At 69.0% G+C, this 17,229-nt stretch carries 12 protein-coding genes and 1 pseudogene; 2 read left to right on the top strand and 11 right to left on the bottom strand.

The features are described from left to right. Positions 1-23: 23 nt before the first annotated feature. Both sucD and sucC read right to left on the bottom strand, forming a co-directional pair. Positions 24-914 (bottom strand): succinate--CoA ligase subunit alpha, encoded by an 891-nt coding sequence (sucD, locus tag FGL15_RS14615; RefSeq protein ID WP_064296653.1) that lies wholly within the window; start codon positions 912-914, stop codon positions 24-26. Between the two features lie 14 nt (positions 915-928). After that, positions 929-2,091: pseudogene (gene sucC, locus FGL15_RS14610) on the bottom strand (ADP-forming succinate--CoA ligase subunit beta). Between the two features lie 160 nt (positions 2,092-2,251). On the opposite strand from sucC, the gene FGL15_RS14605 reads away from it, so the two are divergent. Then, complete coding sequence (locus tag FGL15_RS14605; RefSeq protein ID WP_138946544.1) at positions 2,252-3,052, top strand: oxygenase MpaB family protein; 801 nt, start codon at positions 2,252-2,254, stop codon at positions 3,050-3,052. 1,602 nt (positions 3,053-4,654) lie between these two features. Here FGL15_RS14605 and FGL15_RS14600 read toward each other — a convergent pair. The 3 genes from FGL15_RS14600 to FGL15_RS14590 form a co-directional block, all read right to left on the bottom strand. Beyond that, a complete protein-coding gene (locus FGL15_RS14600) occupies positions 4,655-5,650 on the bottom strand; it encodes an SseB family protein (RefSeq protein WP_168223411.1) in 996 nt (331 codons plus the stop codon). A gap of 70 nt (positions 5,651-5,720) precedes the next feature. Then, the gene (locus FGL15_RS14595; RefSeq protein WP_138946542.1) at positions 5,721-8,189 is read right to left on the bottom strand and encodes an ATP-dependent helicase; all 2,469 of its coding nucleotides are present in this window, start codon (positions 8,187-8,189) and stop codon (positions 5,721-5,723) included. Between the two features lie 13 nt (positions 8,190-8,202). Further along, on the bottom strand, positions 8,203-9,282 hold the full coding sequence (locus tag FGL15_RS14590) for a glycerophosphodiester phosphodiesterase family protein (RefSeq protein ID WP_138947329.1): 1,080 nt from the start codon (positions 9,280-9,282) through the stop codon (positions 8,203-8,205). Positions 9,283-9,476: 194 nt separating this feature from the next. Here FGL15_RS14590 and FGL15_RS14585 point away from each other — a divergent pair, with 194 nt between their 5' ends. Next, complete coding sequence (locus tag FGL15_RS14585; RefSeq protein ID WP_064296659.1) at positions 9,477-10,334, top strand: Bax inhibitor-1/YccA family protein; 858 nt, start codon at positions 9,477-9,479, stop codon at positions 10,332-10,334. Between the two features lie 180 nt (positions 10,335-10,514). Here the strand turns inward: FGL15_RS14585 and guaA are convergent, their stop codons facing one another. The 6 genes from guaA to FGL15_RS14555 form a co-directional block, all read right to left on the bottom strand. Beyond that, the gene (gene guaA, locus FGL15_RS14580) at positions 10,515-12,119 is read right to left on the bottom strand and encodes a glutamine-hydrolyzing GMP synthase (RefSeq protein ID WP_138946541.1); all 1,605 of its coding nucleotides are present in this window, start codon (positions 12,117-12,119) and stop codon (positions 10,515-10,517) included. Continuing rightward, positions 12,116-12,559: a DUF3817 domain-containing protein gene (locus tag FGL15_RS14575; protein WP_056778703.1), complete on the bottom strand. Its 444-nt coding sequence runs from the start codon at positions 12,557-12,559 to the stop codon at positions 12,116-12,118. Before FGL15_RS14575 ends, guaA begins: the two co-directional genes overlap by 4 nt. A gap of 37 nt (positions 12,560-12,596) precedes the next feature. Next, positions 12,597-13,373 (bottom strand): SURF1 family protein, encoded by a 777-nt coding sequence (locus FGL15_RS14570; RefSeq protein ID WP_138946540.1) that lies wholly within the window; start codon positions 13,371-13,373, stop codon positions 12,597-12,599. Between the two features lie 64 nt (positions 13,374-13,437). Then, a complete protein-coding gene (locus FGL15_RS14565; RefSeq protein WP_138946539.1) occupies positions 13,438-14,772 on the bottom strand; it encodes a cation:proton antiporter in 1,335 nt (444 codons plus the stop codon). 43 nt (positions 14,773-14,815) lie between these two features. Further along, on the bottom strand, positions 14,816-15,343 hold the full coding sequence (locus FGL15_RS14560) for a cation:proton antiporter regulatory subunit (protein ID WP_056008027.1): 528 nt from the start codon (positions 15,341-15,343) through the stop codon (positions 14,816-14,818). A gap of 109 nt (positions 15,344-15,452) precedes the next feature. After that, positions 15,453-17,186 carry a glycerol-3-phosphate dehydrogenase/oxidase gene (locus FGL15_RS14555; protein ID WP_191940639.1) on the bottom strand — a complete coding sequence of 578 codons (1,734 nt, stop codon included), beginning with the start codon at positions 17,184-17,186 and terminating at the stop codon, positions 15,453-15,455. Between the last annotated feature and the right edge of the window lie 43 nt (positions 17,187-17,229).

The following is a 17,229-nucleotide window of genomic DNA, read 5'->3' as shown; positions in this document are numbered from 1 at the left end:
TGGTCGCAGTCGAGCTGCGGGTGTTACAGCGAGGCGATGATCTCGCGCATGAGGTCGGCGGTCTCGCTCGGCGTCTTGCCGACCTTGACGCCGGCGGCCTCGAGGGCTTCCTTCTTCGCCTGCGCGGTGCCTGCGGAGCCCGAGACGATCGCGCCGGCGTGGCCCATCGTCTTGCCCTCGGGCGCGGTGAAGCCCGCGACGTAGCCGACGACCGGCTTCGTGACGTTCGCCTTGATGAAGTCGGCCGCGCGCTCCTCGGCGTCGCCACCGATCTCACCGATCATGACGATGGCCTTGGTCTCGGGGTCTGCCTCGAACGCGGCGAGCGCGTCGATGTGCGTCGTGCCGATGATCGGGTCGCCGCCGATGCCGATCGCCGTCGAGAAACCGATCTCGCGCAGCTCGTACATCATCTGGTACGTGAGGGTTCCCGACTTCGACACGAGGCCGATGGGGCCCTTGCCAGCGATGTTCGCGGGCGTGATGCCGACGAGGGATTCGCCAGGCGTGATGATGCCGGGGCAGTTCGGGCCGATGATGCGGGTCTTCGAGCCCTTCGACTGGGCGTAGGCCCAGAACTCGGCGGAGTCGCCGACCGGCACACCCTCGGTGATGATGACGAGGAGCGGGATCTCGGCGTCGATGGCCTCGATGACCGCGTCCTTGGTGAATGCCGGGGGCACGAAGGCGATCGACACGTCTGCGCCGGTCTCCTTGATGGCCTCGGCGACCGTGCCGAACACGGGCAGCTCGACGCCGCCGTCGTGGGTGACGGTCGTGCCGGCCTTGCGGGCGTTGACGCCGCCGACGACCTGGGTGCCGGCCTTCAGCATGAGCGCCGTGTGCTTGGTGCCCTCGCCGCCGGTGATGCCCTGGACGATGACCTTGGAGTCCTTGTTGAGGAAGATTGACATGCTTGTGCGATCCCTTACTTCGAAGCCAGCTCGGCGGCCTTGTCGGCGCCTTCGTCCATGGTTGCGGCGAGCGTGATGAGCGGGTGCGCGGCCGCGGCGAGGATCTCGCGGCCCTCCGCGACCTTGTTGCCGTCGAGGCGGACCACGAGCGGCTTCGTCGCTGCGTCACCGAGGATCTCGAGCGCCTTCACGATGCCGTTCGCGACCGCGTCGCAGGCGGTGATGCCACCGAAGACGTTGACGAACACGCTCTTCACCTGGGCGTCGCCGAGGATGACGTCGAGACCCGCGGCCATGACCTCCGCAGAGGCGCCGCCGCCGATGTCGAGGAAGTTGGCCGGCTTCACGCCGCCGTGCTGCTCGCCCGCGTACGCGACGACGTCGAGCGTGGACATGACGAGTCCAGCCCCGTTGCCGATGATGCCGACCTCGCCGTCGAGCTTGACGTAGTTGAGGTCGTTCTCCTTGGCCTTGAGCTCCAGGGGTCCTCGGCTGCGGTGTCTTCGAGTTCGGCGTGGTTCGGGTGACGGAAGGCGGCGTTCTCGTCGAGCGAGACCTTGCCGTCGAGGGCGACGATGCGCCCCTCCTCCGTGAGGACGAGCGGGTTGACCTCGACGAGCGTCGCGTCCTCACCCTTGTAGACGTCGTAGAGCTTCACGAAGACGTCGGAGACCTGGTCGACCAGCTCCTCGGGGAAGTTCGCGGCCTTCGCGATCTCCACCGCGGCAGCCTTGTCGACACCGGTGAGCGGGTTCACCTCGATGCGCGCGAGCGCCTCGGGCTTCTCGACCGCGAGCTGCTCGATCTCCATGCCGCCCTCGACGCTCGTGAGCGACAGGTAGGACCGGTTGGCGCGGTCGAGCAGCACCGAGAAGTAGAACTCCTGGGCGATGCGTGCGCCTGCCGCGACCATCACGCGCTTGACGACGTGACCCTTGATGTCGAGTCCGAGGATGGCCTTCGCCGCCTCGTAGGCCTCGTCGGGGGTCTTGGCGACCTTGACACCGCCGGCCTTTCCGCGGCCTCCGACCTTCACCTGTGCCTTGACGACGACCACGCCGCCGAGACGCTCGGCCGCGGCCCGCACCTCGTCCGGAGTGTCGGCGATGATGCCGGCGAGGACCGGCACCTCGTACTGCTCGAACAGGTCTCGTGCCTGATACTCGTAAAGATCCACGTGTCATTCCCATCCGCGCTTCGCGCGTTCTGCTGTGATTGTCGTGGCGATTTTCGGCCGCGCGTTATCTCGGCGGCGAGAGAAAAAGGGCCAGTGACGACTCTACCCCCAGCGCTGCGCCGCAACCGGACGTTCACAGTGAACGACTAAGGTCGGGTCCATGACCGGCATGGCGGACCTCGCGCGCGAGGGCATCCTCGTCGCCGGCGCCGGGCGGGCCATCCTGCTGCAGATCGCGGACCCCTCGGTCGCCGCCGGGGTGGCCCGGCACAGCGACTTCAGTTCCCGTCCGCTCGACCGGCTGCACGCCACCCTCACCTTCGTCTACGCGCTCGCCCTCGGCACACCGGACGAGCAGCGCAGCGCGGCCCGCCGGGTGAACCACGCCCATGGACCGGTGCGCACCCAGCCCGGTGAGGCGGCTCCCGGGTACTCGGCGTTCGACCACGATGCGCAGCTCTGGGTCGCGGCCACGCTGTACGACACCGCCGTCCAGGTCTACGAGCTCGTGTTCGGCCCGCTCGACGAGGAGTCGCGGGAGCGCCTGCACCGTGAGTACGCGATCGTGGGGACGAGTCTGCAGCTCCCGCCCGACCGTTGGCCTCCGACCCGCGCCGCGTTCGACGAGTACTTCGCGGCCCGGGTCGCCGGACTCGAGGTCACCGCGGAGGCGCATGGCGTCTCGGTCGAGCTCATGACCGCGCGCGCGGCACCGGTCGCCGTCCGGTGCCTGCTCCCGCTCGTCCGGCTCGTGACGGCGGGGCTGCTACCCGACGACTTGCGGGCCGCGTACGGGTTCCGGTGGACGCCGCGGCAGCAGCGTCGCTTCGCACGGCGGGTCGCCGTCGCGCGAGCCGTCTGGCCGCGTCTTCCGCAGCGGCTGCGCGCGGCACCCTCCGCCTGGTACCTCCGCGCGATGCGAGAGCGCGATCGCACGGAAGCGGTCCGCCAACGCGGCTGACGACGTTCCAGCACCGCTCCACAGCCCACTGGCGGAGCCCTCCCGTCCACATTCGGATCCCCGCCCGGCTGACCGCGGTACCGAGGTTCGCACGATGGGGGCATGACAACACACCACCTCCCCAGACCAGCCGCATCTTCGACGGCAGACCACGGATACTCCGTCTCCTCGCCGCCGTCCCGATCCTGCTGACGCTCATCCTCGGCATCGTCCTCGGCGGCGCCACCGCGTCCTCCGCACTGACCGCCACCGGTGCGGCCTACGGCCACCGCGACGCCTCGAACGGCCGCTGGCTCGGCTCGTGGGCCTTCGACGACGGGACGGTCGGATTCTGCATCAACCTCGACCTCCCGATCCCGCCGGGTCACGCCTACGAACACGTCGACGGAGACTCGCTCGGGTGGTTCACCCCGGAGGATGCCGCACGCCTGGCCTACCTCTCGCGTCATTGGGGTGCCAGCCAGGACGCCGACGAAGCGGCCGCCGGTCAGCTCGCCACCTGGATGATCACCGGCCTGAACGGCATGACACCGGCGCAGATCGCCGCGAGAGCCGGAGCGAGCGCCGACCGGGTGCTCTCCCTCGCCCAGCAGATGCTCGCCGAGGCGGACGGCCCCGGGGGCGCGAGCCGGGGAGCGAGCGCCACCATGTCGATCGAACGCGGCGAGGACGGATTCGACCTCGTCCGAACGGAACTCGCCGTCGACTTCATCTCATCCGGGGTCACCACGCTGCCGCCGGGTACCCACACCGGGACGGTCTCCCTCGACGGCGCGACCTTCGAGGACGGCACCACCGAACGGGTCGTCGGGAACGGCGAGAGCCAGCGGATCCTGCCCGCCACCGACGGGGCCGTCGTGTCGTTCTCGGCGAGTGCGACCTTCGGCGAGCTGCCGTACGGTTCAGGGCTCACGATCGCCCGCAGCGCGGCCAACGTGCAGAGTGTCCTCGTCGCCCGCCCCATCACGGTCTCGGCCGGGGCGAGTGCCGACCGGGAACGGCCGACGCCACTCCCCTTCCAGCCGATCGTCGCCACCACGACCTCGCACGCGACGGCGACTCCGGGAGCGGAGATCACCGACCGGCTGTCGGTCGGGATCGCGACCGGCGCCGGCCTGGCCGCGGAGTGGGGCCTCGTCGGCCCGGAGGGCGGACCGTACACGCCGATCCCGGTCACCGTTCGCAGCCAACTCCTCGGACCGTTCACGGAGCGGCCGGTCGAATCGCCGGAGGTACCGCTCGGCGCGCCCGTGGTCTGCGAGGTCGAGACCCTCGTCGACGCCGGCCCCGGTGAGTACACGACGCCGTCCTGTGTCCTGCCCGCGGACGGCTACTACGTCTGGGTCGAGCGCATCGAACCGAGTGACACCCTGCCGGAGGACGGTGGCACGATGATCCGTCCCTGGCGGTCCGCCTTCGGGGTCGCATCGGAGATCACGCTCGCGTCGACACCGCCCGTCCACGAGGAGCGCCTCGCCGAGACCGGTGCCGACGACCGGTCTCTGCTCCTCGCTGGCTCGGCGGCGATCGGAGCACTGGCCCTCGGTGGTGTCCTGCTCGCGTTCCGACGTCGGCTGGTTCCCAGTGGATCGGGTGCGGGGCTCAGCGGACGTCGAGCAGGGGTGCGAGCTGCGCGCGGTTGACGTCGAGCCAGGGCGCTGCCGGGTTCACGATGATCCCGGTGATGCCCTCGTCGCTGCGGAGCGCGGCCGCCAGTTCCGCGGCGGTCACGGGATACGCGTCGTCGCCACGGCCGAGCGCCGCGATCTCGATGGGCGAGGTGAAGACCTCCAGCAGACGACGCTCGCCGAGGCGGGTCTCAGCGATGCCGACGGTCTTGCGGTTGCCGTCCTCGTCGACCTCGGCGCGACCGGCCACGAACCCGCCGTGCGCGGCGAGGGCGGCGACCAACCGCTGGAGGGCATCGGGTTCCCGCGGCTGGGCGAGCGCCTGCTTCGCGAGGTCGTTGTTCCGACCATCCCCGAACAGACGCACGATCAGCGTCTTCGGGACGACCGCACTCGCCTTACCGTCGGCGGGGTTCAGGACGATGCCGGCGTACCCGTCGCCGGTCGCCTGACGGAGTGCCCAGACGGCGTCCACCGCGACCCCGGTGACGGGCCCGTCCGCCGTCCGCGTCTTCTCGAGCTCACGCGACGAGGTGAAGGCGAGGAGGTAGACGGCTCCTTCCGGGTCGCGGTGGACGCCGAGCGGGATGCGCCCGGCGGCCTTGTCCTCCTCGGAGACGCCGTCGAGGCTCGTGGACAACAGCAGCTTGCCCTGGATGCTCTGCCGCAACACGTGCATCATCGCCCGTTCATCGCCACCCTCCGCCAGCGCCGTGAGCGCCTGCGCGAGGTCGACGTTGGAATCAGGCTCGACGGGTGCGGGCGCCGGGGCCGGCGACGCAGCAGGCACGGAGACAGGCGCCTCCGGAGTCCGAGCGGCCGCGTTGACCGTCGTGACCGAGATCGACACCTGCGGCACGGTCTCCGTCGCCTCGGCAGCCGGATCCACCTCATCCTCAGGTGCCGAGGTCTCGGCCTCCACGGCTGCAGATCGGGCATCGGACGCGTTGCGCTTGGAGAACAGACCCATGGTGCATCAGCCTAGATGCTCGATCCGGCGCAGGGAACCGCCCGGACCGACGGCACGCGCCTCAGCGGTCTCAGTCGAGCTTCTCGATGGGTGCGATCTTGATCAGCAACTTCTTCGCCCCGGCTGACTCGAACTGGACGTGGGCGATGCGCTTCGCGCCCTCGCCGGTCACCGCGTTCACCCGGCCCGGTCCGAAGTCCGCGTGGGAGATGCGGTCGCCGGGAGCGAGCTCGAGATCGCCGTTGTCGCGGACCTTCGCCGTGATGCGGTTCGCCCAGGCCGTCTCCGGCTTACTCGAACCGCCGGAGAACCGGGTGTCGCCCGCGGAGGCGCCCTCGGGGAGGGAGCGGACCGACCAGCGGTCGCTCGAGGGGGCACGACGGGCGTTCAACGCACGCGACTGCGTGCCACCACGACCGTTGACGTTACCGGGCGACTGGCGCCACTCGATGAGTTCCGCCGGGATCTCCTGGAGGTAGCGGCTGGGCATCGCGACGGCCGTCTCGCCGTACTGCGCACGCGTCATCGCCAGCGAGAGGTACAGGCGCTTGCGGGCGCGCGTGATGCCGACGTAGAACAGGCGCCGCTCCTCGGCTGGTCCGCCCGGCTCGTTCGCCGACATCCGGTGCGGGAGGAGGTCCTCCTCGATGCCCGTCAGGAAGACCGCGTCGTATTCGAGCCCCTTCGCCGTGTGCAGGGTCATGAGCGACACGCTGCCCGTCGCGTCGTCGAGGTCGTCGGCCGCAGCGACGAGCGAGACCTCGGTCAGGAAGTCGACGATGCCGCCGTCAGGGTTGTTCTTGGCGAACTCCTTGGTGACAGCGATGAGCTCGTCGACGTTCTCGGCGCGTGCTTCGTCCTGTGGGTCGCGACTGTTGCGCAAGGAGTCGAGGTAGCCGCTCTTCGTCATGAGGAGCGACAGGACGTCGCCGACCGCGGTCGCGGACGCCGTCGGGCGGTCGGCTGCAGCGGCGTCGTCGAGCGCGGCCTGCGCTTCGTCGAGGAGGGCTGACAGCTGCAGGATCGCGCTCGTGACCTTCGGCCCGAGCCCGAGCGCGTCGGCGCGCCGCATCGCCTCGCGGAACGTGACGCCGTTGTTCTCCGCGAAGCTCGCGAGCGCCGTCTCCGTCGCCGGCCCGATGCCACGCTTGGGCGTGTTCAGGATGCGCCGCAACGCCATGATGTCGGCCGGGTTCGCGACCGACACGAGGTAGGCGAGGGCGTCCTTGATCTCGGCGCGTTCGTAGAACTTGGTGCCGCCCATGATCCGGTACGGGAGGGCCGCGCGGATGAAAATCTCTTCGAGCGCACGCGTCTGGGCGTTCGTCCGGTAGAACACGGCGATGTCGCTGTAGGCCGTACCGGCGTTCCGGAGCTTCTCGATCTCGTCGGCGATGAACTGCGCCTCGTCGTGGCCGGAGTATCCCGTGAAGCCGACGATCTTCTCCCCGTCGCCGACGGCCGTCCAGAGCTTCTTGTCCTTGCGGTCGAAGTTGTTGGAGATGACCGCGTTCGCCGCCGAGAGGATGTTCTGCGTGGAGCGGTAGTTCTGCTCGAGCAGCACCACCTTGGCGCCCGGGAAGTCGCGCTCGAATTCGGTGATGTTCCGGATGTCGGCCCCGCGGAACGCGTAGATCGACTGGTCCGAGTCGCCGACGACGGTCAGCGAGGCACCCTCGGTGCGTGTGACGGCGAGCTGATCCGTGCCTGCCTCGGGCGCGCGGGTGAGCTCCCGGATGAGCGAGTACTGGGCGTGGTTGGTGTCCTGGTACTCGTCGACGAGGATGTGGCGGAACCGCTGCTGGTACTGCGCAGCGACGTGCGGGAACGCCCGGAAGAGGAACACCGTCTGGCTGATGAGATCGTCGAAGTCGAAGGCGTTCGCGTCGGCCAACGCGCGCGTGTACTTCCGGAAGACCTGCAGGAACACGAGTTCCTGCGGGTCGTTCGTGTTGATCGTGCGGGAGTACGACTCGACGTCCGACAGCTCGTTCTTGAGCTTCGAGATCTTCGCCGAGGTGTTCGACGGCGTGAAGCCGTATGCGTCGGCCTCGAGCTCCTTGATGATGCGCTTCAGGAGGGCACGTTGGTCGCCGCTGTCGTAGATCGTGAAGTTCTTGGTGAAGCCGAAGTGCTCGGCCTCGCGGCGGAGGATGCGGACGCAGGCGGAGTGGAAGGTGGAGATCCACATGCCCTGCGCGGCCTGGCCGACGAGCGCCTGCACGCGCTCGCGCATCTCGGCGGCGGCCTTGTTGGTGAAGGTGATCGCCAGGATCTGGCTCGGCCAGGCCTCGCGCTGTTCGAGCAGCAGCGCGACGCGGCGGGTGAGCACACTCGTCTTGCCGGACCCGGCACCGGCGACGATGAGCAGGGCCTGGCCCCGGTACTCCACCGCGATCCGTTGCTGCGGGTTGAGCCCTTCCAGCAGCCGACTCCCGCCGGCATGCTCGTCGGAGGACGACTCGGGGACGGTTGCCGTGGGCCAGCCGACGATCACCGGTTGCACGGCGTCGGCGTTCGAAGAAGGAGAGCTCGCCATATCGCCTGCAAGTCTAGGCGCTGCCTCCGACATCGCTCGGCCGAGCACCGCCGTCGCGGTGATCCGGACGGTCGCCGGCCGCCGACCGTGCGGCGACACCGAGATCGGCCTGGTCGACGAAGCAGCCGTCGACCCCCGAAGAGAGCACCAGGACGAACTCCTCGAGCCAGCGGCCGACCGCCGCCGGATCGGCCCCGTCCCGGAAGGGTGGCGCGAGGAACCGGTTCTCGGGGCGGAGCGTCCAGGTGTAGACACGCAGGCCAGCCGCGTGGGCGCGCTCCACGAGGTCCGTCGGCCGGGGACCGTCGTCGTCGCCCAGGTCGATGAGCATCGCCTTGTCCACGCTGATGGCGTCGACCTCGAGGGCGAGCGCAGCGAGTCCGGCGTCGGTCATCGCGTCGGCGTAGGACGGGGCCGAATCCCCCAGCCGGGCGACGAGGTCACTCGGCCTGCCGGACCGCTCGATGAGGTACACGAACTCCGCCTGCACCCGGCGGGCTTGCAACGCCATGAGGACCGATTGCTCGAACGACTCGATGATGAGCGGCTCGGCATCGGGATCGGTGCCGAAGCCCAGGGCGGCAAGCTCCTCGGCCAGGAGTCGATCGAGCGGGAGGCCGATCGACGCGAAGTAGTCGGCGTGTTTCACCTCGGCCACGATGCCGACGGGTCGTCGGTGCGTTCCGGAGGCACTGCGCACGACCGCGACGAGGTCGGCGAACCGCAGGATGCCCTCGGTGCCGTCGAATCCCGCACTCACTGTCCGCACCTCGGGGATCCGCTCACGTGCGGTCAGGGTCGACAGCTCGGCCCAGGTGAAGTCCTCGGTGAACCACCCGGTCAGCTCGTGGCCGTCGACTCGCTTCGTCGTCCGCCGGTCGGCGAACTCCGCTCGGGCGGCGACGTCGGTCGTCCCGGAGATCTCGTTCTCGTGTCGGACCACGAGGACTCCGTCCTTCGACGCGACGAGATCGGGCTCGACGGCGTCCGCACCGAGCGCGACGGCCAAGCGGTAGGAGGACTCGGTGTGCTCGGGGCGGTAACCGGGAGCCCCGCGATGTCCGATGACGAGCGGGTTGGGCAGGGAGTCGATGCGCACGCCATCAGCCTAGGACGACGCTCCGGCGTGCGCGCAGGGTGCCGGCTGTCAGCCCGCCGCGAACATCGGCGTCCGTTCGGGGTTTTCCACGCGCGACCCGGCTGATTCAAAGGGAACTCGGATACTCTGGGTGTCAGCAGCGCCGCTTGGCGCGACACAGCCTCCACGACTGAGAGTAGGAATCAGCCATGGCCCTCGACAATCCCGCGTTCTCGAAGAACCCGGCATTCGCGAAGCAGGGAGGCGGGACGCTGCAGGCAGCTCAAGCAGCGAACCCCTCGCTGACCGCCGAACAGCTCCGCAAGATGTACGAGCAGCCCACCGCACCGGCGGGCGTCGGCACCGCCGACCGCATGACGATCGAGAACACGCTCGTCAAGACGCTCGGCTCGTTCGCCGTCCTCGTCGTGTTCGCCGTCATCTCCTGGATGTGGACGACCTCCCTCCTGCAGGCAGGTAGCGGCTACGCCCTCCCCATGATCATCGGCATGATCGGTGGCCTGGGCCTCGGCCTCGTCAACTCCTTCAAGAAGGAACCGGTCCCGGCGCTCATCCTCGGATACGCCGTGTTCCAGGGACTCTTCGTCGGCGGCATCTCGCGCGTCTTCGAGGCGAACCCGGCCTGGTCCGGTGTCGTCGTCCAGGCGGTCCTCGCGACCCTCGCCGTCGTCGGCGTGACCCTCGCGCTCTTCGCGAGCGGCAAGGTCCGCGCCTCCAAGAAGCTGACGAAGGTCTTCCTCGTCGCCATAATCGGCTACGGCGTCTTCCAGCTCCTCAACCTCGTGCTCATGTTCACGGGCGTGCTGAACAACCCGTTCGGCCTCTACGGCGCGACGATCTTCGGCATCCCCCTCGGGATCGTCATCGGCATCTTCGCGGTGCTGATGGGTGCGTACTCGCTGGTGCTCGACTTCGACTTCATCCAGCGCGGCGTGCAGAACCGCGCACCTGCCAAGTACGGCTGGACCGGCGCCTTCGGCATCATGGTCACGGTCATCTGGATTTACGTCGAGATCCTGCGTCTGCTGGCCATCTCCCGCAACTAGGAGCCCACGCATGGCAAGGCCCGTCCCGTTCGCGGGGCGGGCCTTCGTCGTTCGCCGGGCCGGACGCCGAGTTTTCCCCGGTCCTGAGCCACCCACCGCGGTCCCTGAGCTTGTCGAAGGGCGCGGACGACGGAAGGCCGCCCCGCGAACGGGACGGCCTTCCGATGACTCAGGGAGCGATCACTCCCACTCGATGGTCCCCGGTGGCTTCGACGTGACGTCGAGCACGACGCGGTTGACATCCTTCACCTCGTTGGTGATGCGGTTGCTGATGCGCGCGAGGACGTCGTAGGGCAAGCGGGTCCAGTCGGCGGTCATGGCGTCTTCAGACGAGACCGGTCGCAGCACGATCGGGTGACCGTAGGTGCGGCCGTCGCCCTGGACGCCCACGGAACGGACGTCCGCCAGCAGGACCACGGGGCACTGCCAGATCTCCTGGTCGAGCCCGGCCGCGGTCAGTTCCTCGCGGACGATCGCGTCGGCGTCGCGGAGGAGGTCGAGACGCTCGGCCGTGACCTCACCGACGATGCGGATACCGAGTCCGGGACCAGGGAACGGCTGACGGCCGACGATCTCCTCCGGGAGGCCCAGCTCGCGGCCGATCGCCCGGACCTCGTCCTTGAACAGGGTACGCAGGGGCTCGACGAGTTCGAACTGGAGGTCTTCCGGCAGGCCGCCGACGTTGTGGTGGCTCTTGATGTTGGCCGTACCGGATCCGCCACCGGACTCGACGACGTCCGGGTACAGCGTCCCCTGGACGAGGAAGCGGATGGGCTCGCCCTCGCTCTGGGCCTCCTTCACAAGGTCGATCTCGGCCTGTTCGAAGGACCGGATGAACTCGCGGCCGATGATCTTGCGCTTCTGCTCCGGGTCGCTGACACCGGCGAGGGCCGACAGGAACTGCTCGCGGGCGTCGACCGTGACCAGCCGGACGCCGGTCGAGGCGACGAAGTCCTCCTCGACCTGGCGTCGCTCGTCCTTCCGGAGCAGGCCGTGGTCGACGAAGATGCAGACGAGCTGGTCGCCGACGGCCTTGTGCACGAGCGCCGCGGCGACGGCCGAGTCGACACCGCCGGAGAGCCCGCAGATGACCTTGGCGTCGCCCACCTGGGCGCGGATGCGGTCGACCTGTTCGGCGATGACGTTGCCGCTGTTCCAGTCGGCCGGGATGCCCGCCGCCCGGTGGAGGAAGTTCTCGAGCACCTGCTGACCGTAGGCGGTGTGCTTGACCTCGGGGTGCCACTGGACGCCGTAGAGGCCGCGTTCCGCATTCGCGAAGGCGGCGACCGGGGTCGAGGCGGTCGAGGCGAGGACCTCGAAGCCCTCGGGGGCCTTGGAGACGGAGTCGCCGTGGCTCATCCAGACGTTCTGCTCGGTCGGGACGCCGTGCAGGAGGGTGCCCGGGACGTCAACGACGCTGGTCGCGTCGGTGGCGCCGTACTCCCGGAGACCGGTGTGCGCGACCTCTCCGCCGAGCTGCTTGGCCATGACCTGGAAGCCGTAGCAGATGCCGAAGGTCGGGACGCCGAGCTCGAGGATGCCCTCGTCGAGCGACGGAGCGCCCAGCTCGTACACGCTGGACGGACCGCCGGACAGCACGATCCCGACGGGGTTCTTGGCGGCGACCTCGGCGGCGGACACGGTGTGCGGCACGATCTCGGAGTACACGCCGGCTTCGCGGACGCGCCGCGCGATCAGCTGCGCGTACTGCGCGCCGAAGTCGACGACGAGGACCGGTCGGGCGGCGGTCTGCTCCGCTGCGGCGGCGGGGGTGGTTTCACTCACTGCATGGACTCCACGGGTTCGGCGGCCGCTGCTGCTTCGCGGCCGGAGAGGTAGCCCTTCACTTCCCGCGGGATGCGGCTCTCGAAGAAGAAGGACAGGAACGGGATGATGCCGCCGAGCGCGAGCCAGAGCAGACGCAGGACGTTCCACCGCATGAGGCTCCAGAGCCGGAACGCGGCGAACAGGTACACGACGTAGAACCAGCCGTGGATGATGAGGATGCCCGTGCTGAGGTTGACCGCGGTGGCGGTGCCGGAGGGCACGAAGGCGAGGAAGCCGTAGGCACCGCCGAGCTCGAGCTCGAGGCCGAACGCGTACTTCATGAGCATCTCGGCGCAGAGCGACAGGAGCAGCACACCGGTGATGGGGGCGGCCACCTGGTAGAACTTCAGCGCGCCTCGGATCGCGGGAAACGTCGACGGTTTCGGCTGGAGGGGCATGCCCCCATCCTACCCGCGGCCGCCCTGCGACCGGACATCACGGACGGAGCGCTGCGGCTTCCTCCTCGGCGTCCTCGAGCTCCTCGATCTCGCGCTCCCAAGCGTCCTTGGCGAGCCGGAACCAGAGGAACACGGCGAAGCACGCGAAGACGACCCACTCGGCTGCGTAGAAGATGTTCAACCAGTTGAGCTGGATCTCCTGGCTGGGCGCGGGTGACGAGATGGGCTCGAGTCCGTCGACGGCGACGTCGTCCACGACGAACGCGCTGAACACCCGCAGGCCGTCGGCGTCGTTCCAGCGGTTCAGCAGGGCGGCGACCGACATGTTGTCGAGGTCGGTCGGTGCGGCGTCCGCAGCCGGCTCCTCCGGGCCCTCCGGCGGGTTCAGTCGCCCTTCGAGCTCGACAGCGCCGGTGGGGGCGTCCGCGTTCAGGACCTCCGCGACACGGTCGGCGGTCTCGCGGTCCTTCGTCCACCCGAGCGCGACGGCGAGACCGGCCTGGTCGGAGCGGTCGGTCGCCAGGTGGCCCGTCACCCAGTACCCGAGCGTGCCGTCGTTCACCCGGTTGCCCACCACCAGATAGTCCTCCGGTACCCACGTACCTGAGACGCTCACCCGCTGGCCGGCGTCCGCCTCTCGGATGCCGACGCCCGGCTCGAGGACGTCTGCGAGCGGCCGGACCGACTCGGTCTCAGTCGGTACCACCTGCCCGGATTCGATGGCGCGAGCGAGCTGCCACTGCCCGAGCGCGGCGAACGCGCCCGCGACGGCGAGACAGAGGATGAGGACGCCGATCCACCGGGGACGCAGCATGACGGAGCGGAGCGTCGGACGGACCTGTCCGTGGTTGTCGGGGCCTGGTGCCGACGGGGCGGTGCTAGTAATCGGGCTCTCGCTTTCGTGCTGGTGGTTCCTGGTCGTTCATCGCCTGCTCGACGAGTCGGTCGATGGCCGCCTGATCGGTGTCGACGGGCGTCGTGTCCTGGTCGTCGCCCGCGCCCTCGACGAGCGCGATGGCCTCCTCCGCCGTCGTGTCGACCTGCTCCGCTCGGCGCGCCTTCCGGCGACGCGGACGCAGGATGACGGCGCCGATCTGCTCGGACCGACCGGCGACGATCGGGCCCATCACGGCCATGATGAGCACGTAGAGCCCGGCGAACGGTTGGATGAGCGGGTTGAGACCCGCGCTCAGCGAGAGCGTCGCGAGGATGAGGGCGAACTCGCCGCGATTCTGCAGGATGACCGCGGCGTTGATCCCCGCTTGCGGCCCGAGTCCGTTGAGCCAGGCGACGAACTGACCGGCCAGGACGTTGAGGACCACCGTCATGAGGACGGCGAGGAGGACCGGGACGAGGACGCTGCCGAACTTCGTCGCGTCGAGCGCGAGCCCGAAGTTCAGGAAGAAGAACGCACCGAACACGTCGCGGAGCGGGATCGCGATCTGCTCGATCTTGTTGCGGAACCGGGTAGCACCGAGGACCAGCCCGATGAGGAAGGCGCCGATCGCGTCGGTGACCCCGAGGAGCTCGCCGATGCCGCCGAACGCGACCGCGAGGCCGAAGAACAGGATCGTGAAGAGCTCGTCGTCCTTGGTGCGGAACAGCCGCGACACGAACCGTCCGCCGAACCGCGCGATCGCGAACATCACGAGGATGAACGTGAAGGCGATCGCGAGCTTGCCGATGACGGGCCACACCTCGGTCTCGCCGCTCAGGACGACACCGACGATGGCGAGGTAGATCGCGATGAAGATGTCCTCCACCACGGTGACGCCCAGGATCATCGGCGTCTCGTCGTTCGTCAGCCGTTTGAGCTCGATGAGGAGCTTCGTGACGATCGCGCTCGAGCTCGTCGCCGTGATGCCGGCGATGATGAGCGCCTCCCGCGTGCCCCACCCGACCAGGAACCCGAACACCAGCCCGGCGGCCATGTTGACGAGGATGTAGGAGCCGCCGGAGACGATGAGCTTCCCGGCGTTGCCGAAGAACTCGTCCTGATCGAACTCCAGGCCGAGGTTGAACAGCAGGAGCACCAGGCCGAAGACGGCGATGAGTTCGATCTGTGCGCTGGCGAAGTCGAGCGGGAACCAGCCCGTGTACGGACTCGCGAGCAGGCCCACGAGCATGTAGACGGGGATCGACGGGAGGCCGATCAGCTTGCCGAGGCGGCCGAGGATGTAGGCGATGACGAACAGGACGCCGAGGATGAGCAGATCCTGGCCGAGGTGGGGTTATCGGTCGCGGCGTGCAGCATGCCTACCCTCCGGGCGGAGCGTCGACGGCGACCTTCTTGACGGCGCCCGAACGGAAGTAGGCGAAGGCCTTGGCGACCTTCTCGGGGCTGCCCGCGACGACGAGGGTGTCCCCCGGGAAGACCCGGAAGTCCGCCGCGGGGGCCGGGTTTGCGGAGTCGCCGCGCACGACGGCGACGACGGTCAGCCCGACCATGCCCTTCTCGGCGGGGTTGCCGAGCGGCTGCCCGGCGATGTGGTCTTCATAGTCGACGGTGAACCAGTCGATGCTGAGGCCGGGGATCTGGTCGAGCGCGCTGAGCGACTCGGTGATCTGCGTGCCACCGAGGAGTTCGGCCAGCGTGTGCGCCTCATCCTCGTTGAGCCGGAGCGACACCTTGCCGGCATCGGCACCGTCCTCGTGGTCGGCGAAGGTGATGAGGTCGCTGTGGCCGGACCGGTGGGCGATGACGCCGACCTTGCCGCCGTCGTCCGTGACGAAGGTGTGGAGCACACCGACCCCGGGAAGTTTGACCCGCCGAACATCCACCATGGCTGTACTCCTCAGGCTTGTTGTGGCAGTCCTCCTAGTCTATCCGCCACACCTGGCCCGCTCGCCCGAGGCGCCCGCAGCCGTTGCGCTGCGGGCGATCACCGCCGGTTCAGGCCCCTGGGACGATGTCCGGTGCCTCCAGGCGCACGCGGTCGGCGGCCTCGTCGTTCGGCTGTTCCTGCGAGGCCCGCTCCGCTGCGACGCGCGTGAGGTAGTAGGAGACCTCCTTCTCGATGCGCTCCTCGTCCCACCCGAGGACCCCACCCATGAGCTTCGCCGCGACCGGGGCCGCCGAGACACCGCGGTCCCAGGCCTCGATGGAGATGCGGGTCCGACGGGCGAGGACGTCGTCGAGGTGGAGGGCACCCTCGTGGGAGGCCGCGTAGACGACCTCCGCCCCGATGTAGTCGTCCGCCCCCGGCAGCGCTTCGGCGAGCGTCGGGTCCTCCTTGATGAGGTCGAGCAGCTCGTCCGTCAGGACGCCGTAACGGTTCAGCAGGTGCTCGATGCGCGCCGTGTGCACCCCGAAGGCCCGCGCGATCTTGCCACGCTTGTTCCAGGCCGCCTGGTACCCCTCGGCTCCGAGGAGGGCGATGTTCTCCGTCGCGCTGGCCGGGATCTTGCCGTCGAGTGCGTCCACCGCGGCGTCGATCGCGTCCTTCGCCATGACCCGGTAGGTGGTCCACTTGCCGCCGGCGATGACCACGAGACCGGGCACGGAGTGCGCGACCAGGTGCTCGCGAGAGAGCTTCGACGTCTGCTCCGATTCGCCGGCCAGCAGCGGACGGAGTCCGGCGTAGACGCCCTCGACGTCCTCTCGGGTCAGCGGCACGGCCAGGATCGTGTTGACGTGGTCGAGCAGGTAGTCGATGTCGGCCGCCGTCGCCGCCGGGTGCGCCTTGTCGAGGTGCCAGTCCGTGTCGGTCGTGCCGATGAGCCAGTGCCGGCCCCACGGGATGACGAAGAGGACGCTCTTCTCCGTGCGGAGCAGGAGGCCCATGTTCGACTGGAAGCGGTCGCGCGGGACGACGAGGTGGATGCCCTTCGACGCGCGGACCTTGAACTGGCCCCGCTCCCCCACCATCGACTGCGTGTCGTCGGTCCACACCCCGGTCGCGTTGACGACCTGCTTGGCACGGATCTCGAAGCGCTCGTCGGTCTGCAGGTCGTGCGCCTTGACGCCCACGACGCGCTGTCCGACCTTGACGAACCCCTCGACCCGTACGCGGCTCGCGACGTGCGCGCCGTAGGCGGACGCCGTCCGCGCGAGGGACGAGACGTAGCGGGCGTCGTCGACCTGGGCGTCGTAGTAGGTGAGTCCGCCGACGAACGCGTCCGACTTGAGGCTCGGGATCGAGGTCAGGACCTGACGCTTGGACAGGTGCCGGTGGTGCGGGACGCCGGGCGGACGGCCACCGCTCCAGCTGAAGAGGTCGTAGAGCAGCATGCCGGCGCCGATGTAGAGGCGTTCGAAGACCGGCTTGTTGAGCGGGTACAGGAACCGGACCGGCTTCACGAGGTGCGGCGCGATGCGCTGCAGCAGCAACCCGCGCTCGATGAGCGCCTCCCGGACGAGTCGGAAGTCGAGTTGTTCGAGGTAGCGGATACCGCCGTGCACGAGCTTCGAGGAGCGGCTCGAGGTACCGCTCGCCCAGTCGCGTGCCTCGAGCAGACCGGTGCTCAGACCGCGCGTGACGGCGTCGAGCGCAGCACCGGTGCCCACGATGCCACCACCGACGACGAGGATGTCGAGCTCTTTCGACTTCAACGCTTCGATCGCGGCGTCGCGCTCCTCCATCCCCAGCTTGGTGGAACGTGACACGTTGTTGTGGGTGGTGGCCATCGTCGAACTCCGCTCGCTGGAACCGCCCTCGCGATGATCCTGC

The sequence above is a fragment of the Plantibacter sp. M259 genome (genome assembly GCF_006065115.1).
Taxonomy (GTDB): Bacteria; Actinomycetota; Actinomycetes; order Actinomycetales; family Microbacteriaceae; genus Plantibacter; species Plantibacter auratus.
The sequence above is the reverse complement of the archived record's forward strand: the minus strand, read 5'-3'. Positions and strand labels throughout refer to the sequence as shown.

Excerpts from the sequence above, each read along its gene's own strand:
- sucD (WP_064296653.1), bottom strand. The coding sequence starts at position 914 with ATGTCAATCTTCCTCAACAAGGACTCCAAGGTCATCGTCCAGGGCATC.
- FGL15_RS14605 (WP_138946544.1), top strand. The coding sequence starts at position 2,252 with ATGACCGGCATGGCGGACCTCGCGCGCGAGGGCATCCTCGTCGCCGGC.
- FGL15_RS14600 (WP_168223411.1), bottom strand. The coding sequence starts at position 5,650 with ATGGGTCTGTTCTCCAAGCGCAACGCGTCCGATGCCCGATCTGCAGCC.
- FGL15_RS14595 (WP_138946542.1), bottom strand. The coding sequence starts at position 8,189 with ATGGCGAGCTCTCCTTCTTCGAACGCCGACGCCGTGCAACCGGTGATC.
- FGL15_RS14585 (WP_064296659.1), top strand. The coding sequence starts at position 9,477 with ATGGCCCTCGACAATCCCGCGTTCTCGAAGAACCCGGCATTCGCGAAG.
- FGL15_RS14575 (WP_056778703.1), bottom strand. The coding sequence starts at position 12,559 with ATGCCCCTCCAGCCGAAACCGTCGACGTTTCCCGCGATCCGAGGCGCG.
- FGL15_RS14570 (WP_138946540.1), bottom strand. The coding sequence starts at position 13,373 with ATGCTGCGTCCCCGGTGGATCGGCGTCCTCATCCTCTGTCTCGCCGTC.
- FGL15_RS14560 (WP_056008027.1), bottom strand. The coding sequence starts at position 15,343 with ATGGTGGATGTTCGGCGGGTCAAACTTCCCGGGGTCGGTGTGCTCCAC.
- FGL15_RS14555 (WP_191940639.1), bottom strand. The coding sequence starts at position 17,186 with ATGGCCACCACCCACAACAACGTGTCACGTTCCACCAAGCTGGGGATG.